Annotated in this window: 15 protein-coding genes; 3 read left to right on the top strand and 12 right to left on the bottom strand. The window is 60.8% G+C overall.

Annotation, left to right across the window (positions count from 1 at the left end; all coding sequences use genetic code 11):
• Positions 1 to 273: 273 nt before the first annotated feature.
• The 10 genes from F8N21_RS19340 to F8N21_RS19295 form a co-directional block, all read right to left on the bottom strand.
• Complete coding sequence (locus F8N21_RS19340) at positions 274 to 1,299, bottom strand: DUF2955 domain-containing protein (protein ID WP_150643632.1); 1,026 nt, start codon at positions 1,297 to 1,299, stop codon at positions 274 to 276.
• The gene (locus F8N21_RS19335) at positions 1,289 to 2,428 is read right to left on the bottom strand and encodes an HlyD family secretion protein (RefSeq protein ID WP_150643631.1); all 1,140 of its coding nucleotides are present in this window, start codon (positions 2,426 to 2,428) and stop codon (positions 1,289 to 1,291) included. The genes F8N21_RS19340 and F8N21_RS19335 overlap by 11 nt, the downstream gene beginning before the upstream one ends.
• Positions 2,421 to 3,938 (bottom strand): efflux transporter outer membrane subunit, encoded by a 1,518-nt coding sequence (locus F8N21_RS19330; RefSeq protein WP_412071652.1) that lies wholly within the window; start codon positions 3,936 to 3,938, stop codon positions 2,421 to 2,423. Before F8N21_RS19330 ends, F8N21_RS19335 begins: the two co-directional genes overlap by 8 nt.
• 44 nt (positions 3,939 to 3,982) lie before the next feature.
• Positions 3,983 to 5,086: an AI-2E family transporter gene (locus tag F8N21_RS19325; RefSeq protein ID WP_150643629.1), complete on the bottom strand. Its 1,104-nt coding sequence runs from the start codon at positions 5,084 to 5,086 to the stop codon at positions 3,983 to 3,985.
• Positions 5,087 to 5,311: 225 nt separating this feature from the next.
• Positions 5,312 to 6,580, bottom strand: a complete 1,269-nt coding sequence (locus F8N21_RS19320) for an OprD family porin (RefSeq protein WP_150643628.1) — start codon at positions 6,578 to 6,580, stop codon at positions 5,312 to 5,314.
• 300 nt (positions 6,581 to 6,880) lie between these two features.
• The gene (locus F8N21_RS19315; RefSeq protein ID WP_150643627.1) at positions 6,881 to 7,885 is read right to left on the bottom strand and encodes a branched-chain amino acid ABC transporter permease; all 1,005 of its coding nucleotides are present in this window, start codon (positions 7,883 to 7,885) and stop codon (positions 6,881 to 6,883) included.
• A gap of 2 nt (positions 7,886 to 7,887) precedes the next feature.
• Positions 7,888 to 8,775: a branched-chain amino acid ABC transporter permease gene (locus tag F8N21_RS19310; RefSeq protein WP_150643626.1), complete on the bottom strand. Its 888-nt coding sequence runs from the start codon at positions 8,773 to 8,775 to the stop codon at positions 7,888 to 7,890.
• A 73-nt stretch (positions 8,776 to 8,848) separates the two neighbouring features.
• Positions 8,849 to 10,063 carry an ABC transporter substrate-binding protein gene (locus tag F8N21_RS19305; RefSeq protein ID WP_150643625.1) on the bottom strand — a complete coding sequence of 405 codons (1,215 nt, stop codon included), beginning with the start codon at positions 10,061 to 10,063 and terminating at the stop codon, positions 8,849 to 8,851.
• A gap of 109 nt (positions 10,064 to 10,172) precedes the next feature.
• Positions 10,173 to 10,895, bottom strand: a complete 723-nt coding sequence (locus tag F8N21_RS19300) for an ABC transporter ATP-binding protein (RefSeq protein ID WP_150643624.1) — start codon at positions 10,893 to 10,895, stop codon at positions 10,173 to 10,175.
• Complete coding sequence (locus tag F8N21_RS19295) at positions 10,892 to 11,668, bottom strand: ABC transporter ATP-binding protein (protein ID WP_150643623.1); 777 nt, start codon at positions 11,666 to 11,668, stop codon at positions 10,892 to 10,894. The genes F8N21_RS19300 and F8N21_RS19295 overlap by 4 nt, the downstream gene beginning before the upstream one ends.
• 364 nt (positions 11,669 to 12,032) lie before the next feature.
• Here F8N21_RS19295 and F8N21_RS19290 point away from each other — a divergent pair, with 364 nt between their 5' ends.
• The 3 genes from F8N21_RS19290 to cqsA all read left to right on the top strand — a co-directional run bounded on the left by F8N21_RS19290 (position 12,033) and on the right by cqsA (position 14,319).
• Positions 12,033 to 12,470: a hypothetical protein gene (locus F8N21_RS19290; protein ID WP_150643622.1), complete on the top strand. Its 438-nt coding sequence runs from the start codon at positions 12,033 to 12,035 to the stop codon at positions 12,468 to 12,470.
• 46 nt (positions 12,471 to 12,516) lie between these two features.
• A complete protein-coding gene (locus F8N21_RS19285; protein WP_150643621.1) occupies positions 12,517 to 12,942 on the top strand; it encodes a PaaI family thioesterase in 426 nt (141 codons plus the stop codon).
• Between the two features lie 198 nt (positions 12,943 to 13,140).
• Positions 13,141 to 14,319: an alpha-hydroxyketone-type quorum-sensing autoinducer synthase gene (gene cqsA, locus F8N21_RS19280; RefSeq protein ID WP_150643620.1), complete on the top strand. Its 1,179-nt coding sequence runs from the start codon at positions 13,141 to 13,143 to the stop codon at positions 14,317 to 14,319.
• Between the two features lie 204 nt (positions 14,320 to 14,523).
• On the opposite strand, the gene F8N21_RS19270 is transcribed toward cqsA, so the two are convergent.
• Positions 14,524 to 15,141 carry a hypothetical protein gene (locus F8N21_RS19270; RefSeq protein WP_150643618.1) on the bottom strand — a complete coding sequence of 206 codons (618 nt, stop codon included), beginning with the start codon at positions 15,139 to 15,141 and terminating at the stop codon, positions 14,524 to 14,526.
• The gene (locus F8N21_RS19265) at positions 15,138 to 16,610 is read right to left on the bottom strand and encodes a PAAR domain-containing protein (protein ID WP_150643617.1); all 1,473 of its coding nucleotides are present in this window, start codon (positions 16,608 to 16,610) and stop codon (positions 15,138 to 15,140) included. The genes F8N21_RS19270 and F8N21_RS19265 overlap by 4 nt, the downstream gene beginning before the upstream one ends.
• Between the last annotated feature and the right edge of the window lie 100 nt (positions 16,611 to 16,710).

The raw sequence follows: 16,710 nt of genomic DNA, 5'->3' as shown, positions 1-16,710 counted from the left end.
CAATGCGTCATCTTACCCGCTTTCAGAACGACGACCAGCAACGGCCGTTCCTGCCACTTGGGGCATAAATACGGTGAAGGACTACGCCCGTAGCAGCTGCCGAGCCTGCGAGGCTGCGTTCGGCCGCGAAGCGGTCGTAAAATCAGGCAACAGGCTTTTTCAGGTAAACCGCGAGCACAGGATCTGCGAGGACTGCGTCCTCGAACGCAGCCTCGCGTGCTCGGCAGCTGCTACGTACGCCGTATTTCAATGTTGTGAACACACAAAACCGCCTCAGCGGACGGGCTGCGGCACGGCTTGGCGTTGGTCGAGCAGATGGACCATCAAGCAGGCATATAGGGTGACGAGAATGAACAGGCCCATGCGCACCGCGAAGGCCGTGTAGACGTCCTTGCCGGCCACGCTGTCCTGCACCGACTGACCGAGCAGGATAATCAGGGTGATCATGCTGTTGAGCCAGAACCCCGGGCTTTGCCGGGTCGGGCTCAAGGCATAGAGCTTGCGCGCCAGCAGCAGACCGAACAGCAGCATCCACAGAAAGAACATCCACAGATGCACAAACAGGCTGAGGGCGCACCAGAACAGCATCGCCAGCAGGCCACCGAGCAGGGTCGAGCCGAGCAACTCGCGAGCGGCGTTGCGGGTGGTGGTCGTGGAACTCTGCTGACCCAGACTGACGGCCTTCAAGATGATCGGCAGATAGCTGGCCGGATCGATCAGCGCCAGCAGGAACGTCGGTAGCACGATCAGGGTTGCCCGCAGCGCCACCCTGCCGACCTCTTCCGCCGGCAGGGCCGGGGCCGCGGGTGGCGACGGCGCATTGGCCGGTTCCGGAAATAACCAATGACTGAGAGCCAGCATTGTGACGGCGAGGAGCAATCCCTTGACCAGTGCCCCGACGACCATGGCCGCCAGGCTGAAATCGGCGATGCCTGCCGAGGAGATCATGGTCATGCCGATCACCAGAAAGGTCACGATCAAGTTGCTACCACCGCGCAGACCAAAACCGAAGGCCAGGAACAGACTTGCGCCGATCAACAGCACCCCGCTGAAGGGGTAATAACGCAGGATGGGGATCAACAGCAGGCCGACGCCGGTGGTCAGGATCGCGGCCAGTGCGAGCATCAATCCGGCCTTGAATGGCAGCGGCCGATTGAGCGTGGCCAGCAGCAGCAGGCCAAGCACCGGCGCGATAAAGGGAATCGGCAATCCAAGACCGAAGCTTAGGGCCAGGCACAGCGCAGTGCCTGTGGCCAGGCGCAACGCCCGCTGAACCCGGGGGGCGCGTTCAGTAGGCATAGGACAGCCAACTCATCAGCCAGAGAAACAGGCGGCCAAGGGGGTTCAACGGATTGCCTTGAGTCGGGAAGGCCATGACTTCGGCTTGCCCCCCGGCGCGGATACCGCGACTGTCACGCAGCGTGGCCAATGCCTCTGGAGTAAACTCGATAATCACCGGAAAGCGTTGTGCCGGGCGCAGCCAGTCGCGACTGTTCTGCACGCTGGGCAAGGTTCCGGGCGCCGGCGCCTGCCCCACGCTGACACCGTAGCCGACACTGCGCACACGCCCCTCGAATATCTCCCCGGGCAGCGCATCCAGCACAATCGCCACCGGGGTATCAGGCTTGACCAGGCCCAGGTTGTTCTCGGTCATTTCCGCACTGAGCCACACATCGTGGATGGCGATCAGGGTCATCACCGGACTTCCGGCAGCGGCAAACAGTCCGACATCGGTGCGCAGATCGGTGATCAACCCCGCAGAGCGGGCCCGTATCTGAGTGTTGGCCAGGTCCAGCCGGGCTTTTTCCAGGGTGGTGGTGGCGCTGCGCAGCAGGGCGTTGTCTTCCTCGCTACCCCCCTCTTGCTCACGTGCACGTTGAACTTCGGCACGGGCGGCGGCGACCTGACTGACGGCCTGTTCGAGGTTGGCCCGAGACACTTCAAGCAGGCGCACGGAGATGGTTCCGCGGTCTTCGCGATACAAGCCCTCAAGGCGCTGATTGTCCTGGCGCGCCTTGAGTTCATTGGCCTGGGCGGCCCGCAAGGAGGCTTGCGCCGAGACAATACCGGCGGTGCTGGCACCGATCTGGCGGCGGGTCGACTCGAGGTCGGCGCGCGCGCGATCGACGGCAATCTGGTACGACTGCTGATCCACCTCGAACAGCAGTTCTCCAGCCTTGACGTCCTGATTGTTGCGCACATTCACTCGGGTCACCCTTCCTGCCACCTCCGCCGCCACCGGAATGACAAAGGCCTGCACCCGAGCCTGTTGGGTATAGGGCGTGAAGCGGTCGGCCAGCAGGTACCAGAGCAGGCTCAGGCCGATCAGCACTACCACCCATTTCGTGCCCTTGCGCACCGGATCGGCTGCAGGTTGTCGGGCCTCGGGGACAGGCGCCTCGGGGCTGGGCTGCGCGGTTTCAGTCATGGCTTTTTACCTCGCCTGGCGTCGGGTCGGGGCTGGCTGCGGGCTCATCCAGCAGGTCGCCCCAGTCGCTGCGTTTGTGCATCTGCTCGCGGGTTGTTTGATCCACTCTTGGCCGGGCGCTGTACCAACCACCCCCGAGTGCCTTGTACAGGGCGATCAGATTGCTCACGGCATTGCTGCGGCTGAGCAGGTAGTTGTCCTGTTGCTGGAGCAGCGCGCGCTGAGCATCCAGCACCCGCTGGAAGTCCGAGTAACCTTCGCGGTACTGGGCGCTGGCCAGGACCAGCGAACGCTGGGCGGACACTGCCGCCTCGCGCAGGATGCGCTCGCGCTCCAGGGATTTGATCAGGCCGCTGGCGGCATCGTCGGCCTCGCGCGCCGCCTGGCGCACCTGGTCGCGGTAGACCTCGATCAACTGCTGCAAGCGGGCATCCTGCACCCGTACGTTATTGCTGATCTGTCCGTGATCGAACAGATTCCAGCGCAGGCTGGGACCGCCGACCAGGTCGAGGGTATTGGACGCGCCACTCAGTGAGGTGGTGGACCAGACGATGCTGCCGAGCAGGGTCAGCGACGGGTAGAAATCGCTTTCGGCCACGCCGATGAGCGCAGACTGAGCCGCGACATTCAGTTCCGCGGCGCGCACATCCGGCCGACGCAGCAGCAGATTGGCCGGTACGTCCTGCAGCACCGCGCGGTCGACCAGCGGGATCAGCCCCTCTTGCTCGGCGAGTTGCGCCAGCGGACCGGGCGGGCGGCCGATCAGCACCGCCAGGGCATTACGGGTACGCAGTACCTGGTCTTCGAAATCCGGGATAGTGCTCAGGGTGCCCAGGTACTGGGTCTTGGCCTGTTGCAGGTCGAGCTCGGCCGTCTGCCCGCTGTTGAACAGTTTTTCGGTGATCTCGAAGCTGCGTTTTTGCTGCCCGGCGTTTTCGCGGGCGACACGCAAACGCGCTTCAGTGGTACGCAGCACAAAGTACGTGTCGGCGACCTGGGCCCGCAGCAATACCAGCACGTCCTCGTAGTTGGCCTGGGCGGCAAAGTAGGCGGCATCGGATGACTCGATGGCACGACTGAAGCGCCCCCAGAAGTCCAGCTCCCAGCCGATGTCAAAGCCGGCGCTGTGTTGCCAGAAATGGCTGTCCTGGGGGTTGCGTCCACCGGACTGATTGCGGTCGAAGTACAGGCTGTCGGCGCTGGCCTGCTGCAGTTGCGGATACCGTCCGCTTTGGGCAATACCCAACTGGGCACGGGCTTCCATCACCCGCAGGCCGGCAATTTTCAGGCTGGAGTTATGGGCATCGCTTTCGGCAATCAGACGGTCGAGTACCGGATCGGCAAACACCTGCCACCATTGGCGGCTATCGGGTTGTGGGCGCTGCTGGCTGGCCTGCTCGAGCGCCGGACTGTTCCAGTGTTCGATCCATGCCTCGCCTGGCGCCTGGAAGTCCGGCCCCAGGCGCACGCAGCCGCCGAGGCCCAGTCCCTCCATCAGGAGCACCCCCATCAGGAGTAGCCGGCCCGGGTGAAATGGAGGAGACATGGGGCCCGTCAGATCTTCGGCTGGTCATCAGGCGCGCTGGCTTGCGGCTGGTCCTGCACCCACTGCCAGAACAGCTGATAGCCGACCGCAAGCACCACCGGGCCGATGAACAAACCAATGATGCCACCGGTGACCATGCCCCCCAGGGCCCCGATCAGTATCACCGGCATCGGCACATCGACCCCGCGCCCCAACAGCAGAGGCTTGAGTACGTTATCCACCAGGCCGGCAACGAACACATAGATGGCGAACACTATGGTCGCCGTACTGGCACCCTCGGTGGCAAACACGTAGACGATCACCGGAATGGTAATCAGCGTTGCCGGTAACTGCATAATGCCCAGCAGCAACACCGCCAGGGCCAGCAATCCGGCACCGGGGATGCCCTTGAGCACGAAACCGACGCCAACCAGCAGCATCTGGATGAAAGCGATGCCGACCACCCCCAGCGCGACCGCACGGATGGTCGCGGTGCACAGCCCGGCGATTTGCGGCCCCCTGGCCGGACCGCTGATGCGCGAAGCGATCTGCACCGCACTGCGGCTGCCACCCTCGCCATAGGCCATGAAGATCCCGGCGATGATCAGGGAGCAGATGAAAACCAGGAAACCCATGCCGACCCCGGCGAGCTTGCCCAACAAGGTCAGGCTGATACCTCTGATCTGCGGTATGTACTTCTCGGTCAGCCCCGGAAGGTCGGTGGCAGCCTGCAGCCAGAGGCCATGCAGCCGCTTGCCCACCAGCGGCCAATCGGCGACTGAATCGGCCGGCGGAGCAATCTGGAAATTGTTGCTCTTGACCACGCCAATGACATGCTCGACCGAGTCGGCAATCGAGGTGCCCAACAGGTAGATCGGCACCATGAGAATACCGATGGAGATCAGCACGATCAGCGTCGCGATGAGTCCGTCCTTGTAGCCCAGCATGCCCTTGAGCCGGCCTTGCAGTGGGTAGAGGGTGATCGCCAGGATCAGCGACCACAACAACAGATCGCGGAACGGACGGAAGATCTCGAAACAGAACAGCACCAGAACGACAATCAGCCCGGCACGAATCAAGACATCGAGCAGACCACGGGAAAATGCCTTCTCAGAGATGGGCGTGGGCACCATTGATTGCCTCCTTGCAGGTCGCTGCACAGGTATGGGGGGTAAGCCCAGCATAGACGTTCAATGGGACGTCATCTTTGTGTGCCCCTCAAAAGATCGCAGCCTGCGGCAGCTCCTACAGGGGGATTTTTGTACACCCGCAAAATTGCGGATGTACGCGGTCGGCGTAGGAGCTGCCGCAGGCTGCGATCTTTTGATCTTGCTTTCTGATTTGTACCCAGGACAGCCCTACCAGATCGGCAAACTGTAGCTGACGATCAGGCGGTTTTCGTCGATTTCACTGGCAAAGCTCGAGCGATAGGTCGCGTTGCGCCATTTGATGCCGACGTTTTTCAGCGCGCCACTCTGGATCACGTAGCCGATGTCGGTGTTGCGCTCCCACTCCTTGCCGGTTCCGGAAGCTGCCCCCAGGTCGACCTGATCGCCTTTTACATAGCGGGTCATGAAGGTCAGGCCGGGAATGCCGAGGCCGGCAAAGTTGAAATCGTAACGGGCTTGCAGGGAACGCTCGTCCTGATTGCCGAAGTCGTTGATCTGCAGCAAGTTGACCAGGTACGGGTCGGTGCCGTGAACGTTGGCGAAACCGGTATCGCCGTGCATTTTCTGGTAGCCGAGACCGAAAGCATGCGCGCCCAGTGAGTAGGTGAACATGGCGCCGAGCATTTTGTTGTCGACGTTGCTGCTGCCGTCATCGGTCGAACGGGCCCAACGCAGATCGGATTTCAGCGCCTGCCCCTCGGTAACCGGCAACACATGCACCAGCGTCAGGTAATGCTGCTTGTACAGATCGTCCAGTTGCGCATAGTGGTAGCCCGTGCTCAGCGCCTTGCTCCACATATAGTTGCCACCGACAAAGTCGAACTTGTCGGTGGTGGACTTTGCCCCGGTCACGATGTTGCGCCTGGGGCCTTTCATCAGCGTCATGTCTTCGCGGTTGGTCGAGTCGCGCTGGTTCACCTGAGTGAGGCGACCGGCGTCGAAGGTCAGGCCCGCGAGGTCCGTCGAGTTCAGCCAGCCACCCTGGAAGGTCTGTGGCAGCAGGCGCGAATCGTTGGGTTGCAATACCGGCAGCTTGGGAATCAGCGTCCCCGCCTTGAGGGTGGACTTGGAGACCCGTAGCTTGGCGGTCAGGCCAAGCTCGCTGTTTTCATCGGGTGCCCTCCTCGACTCGGCGCTACGCGGCAGCAGGCCGGTGGCGCCCGCGCGATCCGGGCTCGAATCCAGCTTGATGCCGAGCAGACCAAGAGCATCGACCCCGACGCCCACCGGTCCTTCGGTGTAACCGGACTCGTAGCGCAGCAGGAATCCTTGTGCCCACTCCTCGCCCTTGTTTTGTGGGGCCGCTGGCTGGCGGAAGTCGCGGTTCATATAGAAATTGCGCATGTCCAGACTGGCCTTGCTGTCAGCAAGGAACTCAGCCGAAGCGGGAGAACAGACCCCAATAGCGCCGGCGAGGCCGGGCAGCAGAAAAACACAGGCAGAACGAATGACGTGCATAAATCTCTCTTCTTATTGGATAACTGGATTTTCTTCGGTCAAGGTAGGAGCGAGCTTGCTCGCGATGGACCCAAGGGCGCCGCGTGCATTCAGAAAACCCGCGTTATCGTTAACGACCATCGCGAGCAAGCTCGCTCCTACAGGGCAGCGCGTTTATACAGAACACATGCGTTATCGTTAACGTCCTTGTAGGAGCGAGCTTGCTCGCGATGGACCCAAGGGCGTCGCGTGCATTCAGAAAACCCGCGTTATCGTTAACGACCATCGCGAGCAAGCTCGCTCCTACAGGGTGGGCAAGCCCTAGAAATTGCGCCGGGCCAGCTTGAGTACCCAGCCGACTATGCCGACCCGGAACAGCAGCACGCAGATGACGAAGATCATGCCGAGGATCACGTGCACCCACTCCCCCAGCGGTCCGTTGGACAGGTAGCTCTGCAGGGTGACTACCACTGTGGCGCCGACGAACGGGCCGAGCACGGTGCCCACTCCGCCGAGCAGGGTCATCAGGATCACCTCGCCGGACATGTGCCAATGGGCGTCGGTCAACGACGCCAGCTGGAACACCACCGTCTTGGTCGAGCCGGCCAGGCCGGTCAGCGCGGCGGAGATGACGAAGGCCAGCAGCTTGTGCGCATCGACGTTGTAACCGAGGGAAATCGCTCGCGGCTCGTTCTCGCGGATCGCCTTGAGCACCTGCCCGTAGGGCGAGTGGATGGTGCGCTGGATGACGGCATAGCCGAACACGAACACCGCGAGGACGAAGTAGTACATCGTCAGGTTGTTGTTCAGGTCGAACAGGCCAAGCAGTCGGCCACGGGGCACGCCGTGCAGACCGTTTTCGCCCCCAGTGAATGGCGCCTGCACATAGATGAAGAACACCAGCTGCGCCAACGCCAGGGTAATCATGGCGAAGTAGATGCCCTGGCGCCGGATCGCCAGCAGGCCGAACAGCAGCCCGAGCGCGGCGGATGCCAGGGTCCCGGCGAGAATGCCCAATTCGGTCCCCAGGCCGCTGTAGTGGCTAAGCAGGTAACCGGTGACATAACCCCCGCTGGCGAGGAAGGCGGCATGACCGAAGGACAGCAGACCGGCGTAGCCGAGCAACAGGTTGAAGGCGCAGGCGAACAACGCGAAGCACAAAAGCTTCATCAGGAACACCGGGTACACCGCCAGCGGCGCGGCCAGCGCTATGGCAAACAGTGCCAGATAGAACCAACGCTTGCGCCGTATGGCGGCCTGACGCCGCTCCTGGACCACCTGCGGTTGCGGGACGCGAGCGCCCTGCTTGATTTCCAGACTCGTCATGTTTACGCCTCCTTTCCGAACAGTCCCGCGGGACGAACCAGCAACACCAGCACCATGACCAGGAACACCACGGTGTTGGCCGCCTCAGGATAAAAAACCTTGGTCACCCCCTCGATCAGGCCCATGGCCAGGCCAGTGATGATGGCGCCCATGATTGAGCCCATGCCGCCGATCACCACCACGGCGAACACCACGATCAGCAGGTTGGCGCCCATGGTCGGCGTGACCGAGTAGATCGGCGCGGCCAGTACACCGGCGAACGCCGCCAGGGCTGCGCCATAGCCATAGGTCAGGGTGATCAGCAGCGGCACGTTGATGCCGAACGCCTGCATCAGCTTCGGATTCTCGGTACCGGCCCGCAGGTAGGAACCCAGACGAGTGCGCTCGATCATGAACCAGGTGGCCACACACACCACCAGCGCGGCCACCACCACCCAGGCGCGGTAGGTCGGCAGGAACATGAAACCGAGGTTGTAGCCGCCCTTGAGCAGCTCCGGCATCGGGTAGGAGGACCCGGAGACGCCGAACAGCTTGACGAAGGAGCCCTCGACGATCAGCGCCAGGCCAAAGGTCAGCAGCAGGCCGTAGAGGTGATCCTCACCGGCTATCCGCCGCAACAGGCCACGCTCGATGAGCATGCCGAGGACGCCGACCAACAGCGGCGCCAGCACCAACGCGACCCAATAGTTCACGCCCAGGTAGTTGAGCCCCATTACTGCGGTGAAGGCACCGAGCATGTACTGGGCGCCATGGGCAAAGTTGATGATCCGCAGCAGCCCGAAGATGATCGCCAGGCCCAGGCTGAGCAAGGCATAGAAAGCCCCGTTGATCAGCCCCAGGAGCACCTGGCCGAACAGTACGCTCAGGGGAATACCGAATACGATAGTCATGATTTACCACCCGCTGAAAGTCCGTGACACCCGGCTGCCGGCAGCCGGGTAAGTAGCTGGAGTCACATGCCGATCAGCTTTTCGTCAGCAGCTTGCACTTGCTTTCGGCCAGCGGACGGTAGGCTTCTTCCCCCGGAATGGTCCGCACGATCTTGTACAGGTCCCACTCCCCCTTCGATTCGGCCGGGGTCTTGACCTGGACCAGGTACATGTCGTGGACCATGCGGCCATCGGCGCGGATCGTGCCGTTCCTGGCGAACATGTCGTTGACCGGGGTCGCCACCATCTGCGCGCGCACCGCCTGCGCATCGTCGCTACCGCTGGCCTTGACCGCGCTCAGGTAGTTCATGGTCGCCGAGTAGATACCCGCCGGCACCATGCCCGGCATCTTGCCGGTGCGCTTGAAGTAGCGCTGCGCCCAGGCGCGGCTGTCGTCGTTCATGTCCCAGTACCAGCCGGTGGTCAGCATCAGCCCCTGGGTCACATCCAGGCCCATGGCATGGATGTCGTTGAGGAACACCACCATGCCGGCCAGCTTTTGACCGGACTGGGCAATGCCGAACTGACTGGCGGTCATCAGCGAATTGACGGTATCGGAACCGGCGTTGGCAAAGGCGATCACATCAGCGCCGGAGCCTTGGGCCTGCAAGATGTAGGAAGAAAAATCGCTGCTCGGGAACGGATGGCGAACCTTGCCGACCACCTTGCCGCCATCGGCCTCGACGACCTTGGTGATGTCGGATTCCATCGCATGACCGAAGGCATAGTCGGCCGTCAGGATGAACCAGTTCTTGCCCCCGGAAGCGAGCACGGCCTTGGCGGTGCCGTTGGCCAGCGCGAAAGAGTCGTAGGTCCAGTGGATGTGATTGGGCGAGCAGAATTCGTTGGTCAGGCTGGAAGCCGCCGCGCCGGAAATCAGCGCCAGTTTGCCGGCCTGCTCCACCACCTTGCTCGCCGCCAGTACCACCGAGGACGCCACCATGCCGGTGACCATGTCGACATTGCGCTCATCGACCCACTGGCGCACGGTGTTGGCGCCGACATCCGGCTTGTTCAGGTCATCGGCACTGAACACCACGATCTTCTTGCCGTTGACCTGACCGCCGAAGTCCTCGACGGCCATATTTAATGCTTCCAGGCCACCGGGGCCGGAGAGGTCGCGGTAAGTCCCGGACATATCGGCCAGGTAGCCGATTCGCACCTCGTCGTCGCTGACCTGCGCCTGGGCGGCGCTGGCGATCAGGCTGGAGACGAGAATGGCGCGTGCAGTCTTCTGAAAAACCTTCATCTAGTTCACCCACTTTCCACAGTTATTGTTGTTGTTCCGGGCAAAGCAACCCCGTGCCGGCAGCCCTGGAGCCGCGCCGACATAGATGTAGCCAGGGGTAAAACGGGTCTCAGACGCCGAGACAGTTCTGCAGGAGCTCTTGTTTCGACTCCAGTTCAGCGGCGCTGATTTCCTCCACGATCTGACCGTGGTCCATCAAGTAATGGCGGTCAGCCAGAGGTGCGGCGAAGCGGAAATTCTGCTCCACCAACACAATGGTCAGGCCCTTCTTCTTGAGCTTGATCAGCACCTCGGCCAGCTTCTGCACGATCACCGGGGCCAGGCCTTCGGTGATCTCGTCCAGCAGCAACAGATTGGCGCCCGTGCGCAGGATCCGCGCCATGGCCAGCATTTGCTGCTCGCCGCCGGACAGTCGGGTGCCCTGGCTGAAACGCCGCTCGTAAAGATTGGGGAACATCTCGTAGATTTCGTCGAGGCTCATGCCGTCACTGCGCACCATCGGTGGCAGCAGGAGGTTTTCCTCGACATTGAGGCTGGCGAAAATACCGCGCTCTTCCGGGCAATAACCGACGCCCAGACGCGGGATCAGGTGCGCGGCCAGACCGATGGTCTCGTTGCCGTTGACCACGATCGAGCCGGTGCGCCGGCCTACCATATTCATGATCGCCCGCAGGGTGGTGGAACGCCCCGAGCCGTTGCGTCCAAGCAGGGTGACCAGTTCACCGCGCCGCACCTGCAGGTCGATGCCATGCAGAATGTGTGATTCGCCATAGAAGGCATGCAGGTCGCCGACCCGCAGCTGCTCGAAATCCGGGTTGTGCAGACTGCTCATGGGTGAGCCCCCTCGAGGCAGGTGGCTTCACTGCCCAGGTAGGCCTCGCGCACCAGCGGATTGGCGGAAACGCTGGCATAGTCGCCTTCGGCGAGAATCGCACCACGGGCCAGCACGGTAATCCGGTCGCACAGTTCGCTGACCACCCCGAGGTTGTGCTCGACCATCAGCACCGTGCGCCCTATAGCGGCACGGCGCACCAGGCCAATGACCATGTTCACGTCCTCGCGGCCCATGCCCTGGGTCGGTTCGTCGAGCAACAGCACCGTGGGATCGAGTGCCAGGGTGGTGGCCAATTCCAGGGCGCGCTTGCGGCCATAGGGCAATTCAATGGTCAGGGTGTCGGCATAGTCGAGCAGACCGACTTCCTCCAGCATCTGCAGAGCCTGCTCATTAAGGGCATCGAGGCTGCGCTCGGACTTCCAGAAGTGAAAGGAGTTACCCAGCTTGCGCTGCAGCGCCACCCGAACGTTCTCCACCACACTCATGTGGCCGAACACCGCGGATATCTGAAATGACCGCACCAGGCCCAGACGGGCAATTTCATTGGGTTTGAAACGGGTGATCGGCTGGCCCAGGTAGAGGATCTCTCCACGAGTGGGCGGGAGGAACTTGGTGAGGAGATTGAAAACGGTAGTTTTGCCGGCCCCGTTGGGTCCGATCAGTGCGTGGATGTGCCCCTTCTGCACACGTAGATCGACCGAGTCCACCGCGGTGAAACCGCGAAATTCCTTGGTCAAGCCACGCGTTTCCAACACGATCTCTGGTGACATGTGGAGCCCTCTAACCTTGATTGTTTTTATTGGTTATGGCGCTGCAGACACTATTACGTTTACGTAAACGACAACACTATACGAAAGTCTAATACGGGTCAGGGATCCGTTGTGCAAAAAAACATGGCCTGTGGAGCGAGTTCGAGGGTGCACACCTGTTATTTCTGACAGTAGACAAGCGTCAAATCACAAACTAGGTTAGATCGTGCTCGGGCCAGACAGGCTTTCGAACGAGGTGAACGGCATGAAAACCAGTCAACGTGTTTTGTTAACACCCATTGACCTCAGGCAGGACGCAGTCTTCCAGACAGGTGTTGCGCGATAGTCAATCGTGTCCCCTGGCACACTGATTGGAGACCTTGCCATGAACCTGTTTGCCTGGTTTGCGCTCGTCAGCTACTCGCTGGCTTTTCTGATCGTTTTAGCTTTCTCGATCGCTTACTTGAAGCGGTCTGACTTCATGCCCTACCACGGCATCGCCATGGGCCGTCGTTGGAGCGAAGTCGAACCACGTACTCAGGTGCTACTCCTGGCGCTGATCAAGGTCACCGGGGCGGCCTGGTTGGCATTGGCGCTGGCAGGATTTTTCCTCCTGTACTGGTTGTTCTCCGCTGATGGGGAGTTTGTCCAGCTGATCGTATTTCAATTGTTCTGCCTGATTGCCCTTTCCCCTCCCGTAGCGGTGGCCACCTATGTGCGAAAGAAAACCAATGCACCGACACCTGTCCGAAGCGCTGTTTTGCTAGTGATTCTGTCATTGCTTGGATTCACGTTTGCAGTGCTCTCAGGTCGGTACATATAGCCCCGGCGCAAGCCCCCCAATACCCCACAGTCGAAGGTAGCCAACCATGAATCGCGACGCGTTATTCTGGAAAGTAGTCACTGGTAAACTTCCGTTGCCGAATGCCGCCATCTTGCTGGGGTGGAAATTCGTCGATTACGATGAAGAGCAATGCGAAGCGCATATCGAGTTTGACGCCGCGGTTTCGTTAACCAATCCAATGGGCAATATTCAGGGCGGAATGCTCTCGGCCATGCTGGACGACTGCATGGGACCTGCCATATACGCAAACTTGCCGGTCAACCAAATCGCCGTGACGATCGAATCGAAAACCAGTTTCGTCAGCCCCGCATCGCCAGGTCGAATTATCGGATGGGGCCGGGTCGATCATGCAAAGGGCGCGATTTGCTTTACCTCGGGTCGGCTGATCAATGAAGCCGGCGAGGTCCTGGCAACGGCGACAGCCACCTACCGTATCTGCAACCTCCGCTGACATGGAGCGTGCGTCCCGAATGTCCTTGCGAAGGGCATTTTTGAAATGGATCAGCCTCCACTTTGTCTGACAGCCGTTGGTCTGAATTCTAAAAATACTGTCAATTCTTACAGTAGCCATAAAGCGAGACCGGGCGTGTAGTGAGCTCACGTTCCTGGCGTTCAGGACGAATCGATTGCTCTATGGAGGGAGGCGTCCATGGCGCCACTGCCTGACTTTATTCAATTACGAATCGAAGGCCATATCCTTGGTCGCATCCAGCAACGATGGGCTGGACAGCATCCTCTGCACGGCTTGACACCCGACCCGGATGCCTTGCACCTGTCGAGTAACGACTACCTTTGCCTGCAAGCAGAGCGCTCGTTGATCGAAGCTCAAGCCCAGGCGGTGCTTCAATCCGAACACCAACTCTTGATGTCCGCAGCCTTCCTCCACGGGGACACGCCTACCGCCCGGCTAGAGGCGCGGCTGGCGCAGTTCACGGGTGCTCAAGACAGCATTCTTTGCCAATCAGGCTGGGCTGCCAATGTGGGCCTGCTGCAAGCCATCGCCAGTCAGCACATCCCGGTCTATCTGGATATCAATGCGCACATGTCCCTCTGGCAGGGAGCGCATGCGGCCGGCGCGCGTGCTGTCGCTTTCGCCCACAACGATGCCACCCACGCGGAACGGCAAATCAAGAAACACGGGCGAGGCGTCATAGCGGTCGATGCGGTCTACAGCACCAATGGCAGCCTCTGCCCATTGGCTGACTTTACCGACATTGCACAACGCTACGACTGCGCCCTGGTGGTCGACGAATCTCATTCGCTGGGGACACACGGGCCACAGGGAGCAGGACTGGTCGCCCAGCATCAGCTGTTTTCCAAGGTTCATTTCCAAACCATCAGCCTGGCAAAAGCATTCGCCGGGCGCGCCGGTTTGATCACGTGCCCCCGTGGGTTCAAGGACTATTTTGCCATGGAGTCCTATCCGGCCATTTTCAGCTCCAGCCTGCTTGACCATGAACTGGCCTGGTTCGACCGGGCAGCTGATTTTCTACAACAGGCCAATGGACGTCGAGCGCGGCTACACGCCATTACCCATCAGGTCAGAACCACACTGACGCAACTGGGATATGACGTCCGTGCTGGAACCGAGCAGATCATCGCCCTGGAACCCGGTCCTGAACGGCTGACCCTGCTGCTGCGAAATGCACTGCAATCACGAGGCATTTTTGGCTCGGTCTTCTGCGCCCCGGCTACCGGTCTCAACCGCTCGCTGATGCGGCTCTCAATGAACTCGGGACTGACCGAGGAGGATGTTGCCCGCCTCATCCACGCCTGCTCCGACATTCGAGATGAAGTGGGGTTAAAGCTGTGGCGACGTTATTCATGAGGAGTAATGCACCTTGTGCCATTGGCGCAGGCCCAGATGCGGCCTGCTGCATTGAACGCTGCAGCACTGCAAACAAGCCATAACGCCAACTTGAAAATGCATGGTGAATATTTCGCACGAAGGGCATGCGCTGAAGGATATCGGACAGGTCGGCCACGGGGTTGTTGCCGAAGCCAATGGTGCGCCTTTCATCAATGCGAAGGGTCAAGGCTCAACCCATGGCCTGGCTAGCGCCAGCGTGATGAGGTAGCGCTCCTCGTCGGGGCGCTTGTCATCCTCGAAACGCCCGACCACTAGCATCGCTTGATACTGGTTGCCCGCTTGCCAATAAGACGTTCCGCCTTTATTCACGTCGCGCAATCGGATACGCCATTGCGGCGTGTCGGCGAACGGTGGATCGTCCTTGACCCGGATTGGTATCCAACCCCCTTTACGCCATTGCTCCTGCAGATCCAGCACGATCTTGAGCGTATCGTCGAGCAACAGCGGCTCAATCTGCGGGGACATTCGGACACTGTTGACTAACTCATCACTATTGAAACTCACCGTGAAGAAGCGAGCCAGTGGGGTCACGAACCCGTATTGAGGGTCTATGAAACGAAGGCGAGCATCCGACCTCGGTAATCTCCCCCAAAAATGTCCCGCTATGGCTGGATCAATGGCTGCACTGGAGCGCTGGCGCATGGCTTCCCAGGGCTCACCAATCACCAGCGCGATTTCTGGCTCACTGGCGCCAAGGCGTACCGCCGCCAACACCAGGAGTGCGACAAAGGCCAGCCCAATCCCGCCCCGTCGCCAGCCCACGCGTTGCAGCAGGCTCATCGCACGCCCCGACCTGTGGCGATATCCTGAATCGCCTGTTCGATCTGATAGCGATTGCTGTCATGCAGTAGCACATCAAACCGCGCCGCGGCCTTGAGCACGAAGGGCATGCGCTGATGGATATCGGACAGGTCGGCCATGGCGTTGTTGCCGAAGCCAATTGTACGTTCATCATCGACGCGGCGGCACTGGCTGGCCAGTGTCAGTTCGATGGCTTCAGCGGCGCCGGACGGGAAGCCAATGACATAGGAGACATGGTTGCTGCGTAGCAACCATTCCAGTCCCCGGTCGCTGTACATCGCCGGTTGCAGGATATTCCGCTGCTCGTGCCAAGCCAGATGCTCAACACTTTCGGCGATGTTGCCAGCCTCAATGGCTTCGAAGGCTTGCAAAATTTCCTCGTAGTTATTACCGAACCTTAGCTTCTTCTGGCCGACCGGCCACAGCAGCGGGTGCTGGTCATGCCCATAAATGTTTTTGCGTGAAGGCAAGCAGGTTTTGAGCGCCTGCAACCCACGTTCTTGGTAAAAAGCATGTAGCGGAAACACATCCAGAAACAGCGTGGTATTGCCCATGGCCAGCATCTCGTACACATACTGGTACAGCTGCTGCGCATACGACAGCGATTCATCGTCGCGCCCGAGGTCGATGCTCGGCAACGGGTTGTTGCGGTAGGCTTGCTCGTAATCGCGCTGTGTCTGCTCGAACTCCCGCAGTTTCGCCTGCCTGTCACGCTCACTGCGGCTGAACAAGCCAAAGAACCCTTTCCTGGCGCTATTCCTCAAGCGCTGTCCCGCCTCATATTCAGCCTGCACTTTATCGATCGAATCGGCGGCGTGCAGCAGGCCGCAACCGACCTGTTTGGACGCGAAAGCTGCGAGGCCCGCCCACTGGAAACGCTGATCCTCAAGCCATAACCCGGCATAGGCGGCATTGATCGCGCGATTACGCGCCTTGGGGTCGGCGATCAGCGTGCCGCTCGGCGCCACAATGGCTTCGGCTCGTTGCTGGTACCCGCGCCAGAGGTTCTCGCAGATCCGTCCCGGCAGTTCGCTGAAAGTTGGTGTGCGATGGCTCGGTGCCGGCGTGAAACCGGAAGAGCGCGACTCGGCTACCGATCGATGGGTTGAGGTCGTAGCGGCGGGTTGAGCGGCGGCTCGGGGGCGCGGCACGGCGCCACCACCCTCGATCTCCTGACACCTGAGGGTCTGGTTGGCAATCAGGCGCGGCGGCGGGTCGCACTTGCACCTGCAGAGGTCGCCGTCCAGGGCGGCGTGGCGTCCATCCAGCAGGTCCACCAGGTGCGGGCCGTCGCAGGCAATCTCCCCGGTACTGTCGCATTCCGGGCAATAGACTTCATCGCCTTCGCGGGCCATGGCCAGGCCATTGATCGTGCTGTACTCCCAACCGGTGCGCACGGTGCCGTCGACGGTGGTTTTGGCCCCGACGGTGATGTGATAGCGCCTCATGCGGTCTATGTCCTTGTTTTATCTGCAGGGACGAACACGCTAGGTAAGGCGATACGGGAGATAAATCAGACGTTTCTTTGTCTGGTGTAGGTTTGTTCTG

Origin of the sequence: Pseudomonas fluorescens, assembly GCF_902497895.1 — a bacterium.
GTDB classification, from domain to species: Bacteria; Pseudomonadota; Gammaproteobacteria; order Pseudomonadales; family Pseudomonadaceae; genus Aquipseudomonas; species Aquipseudomonas fluorescens_BP.
This window is presented reverse-complemented; position numbering and strand designations above follow the sequence as displayed.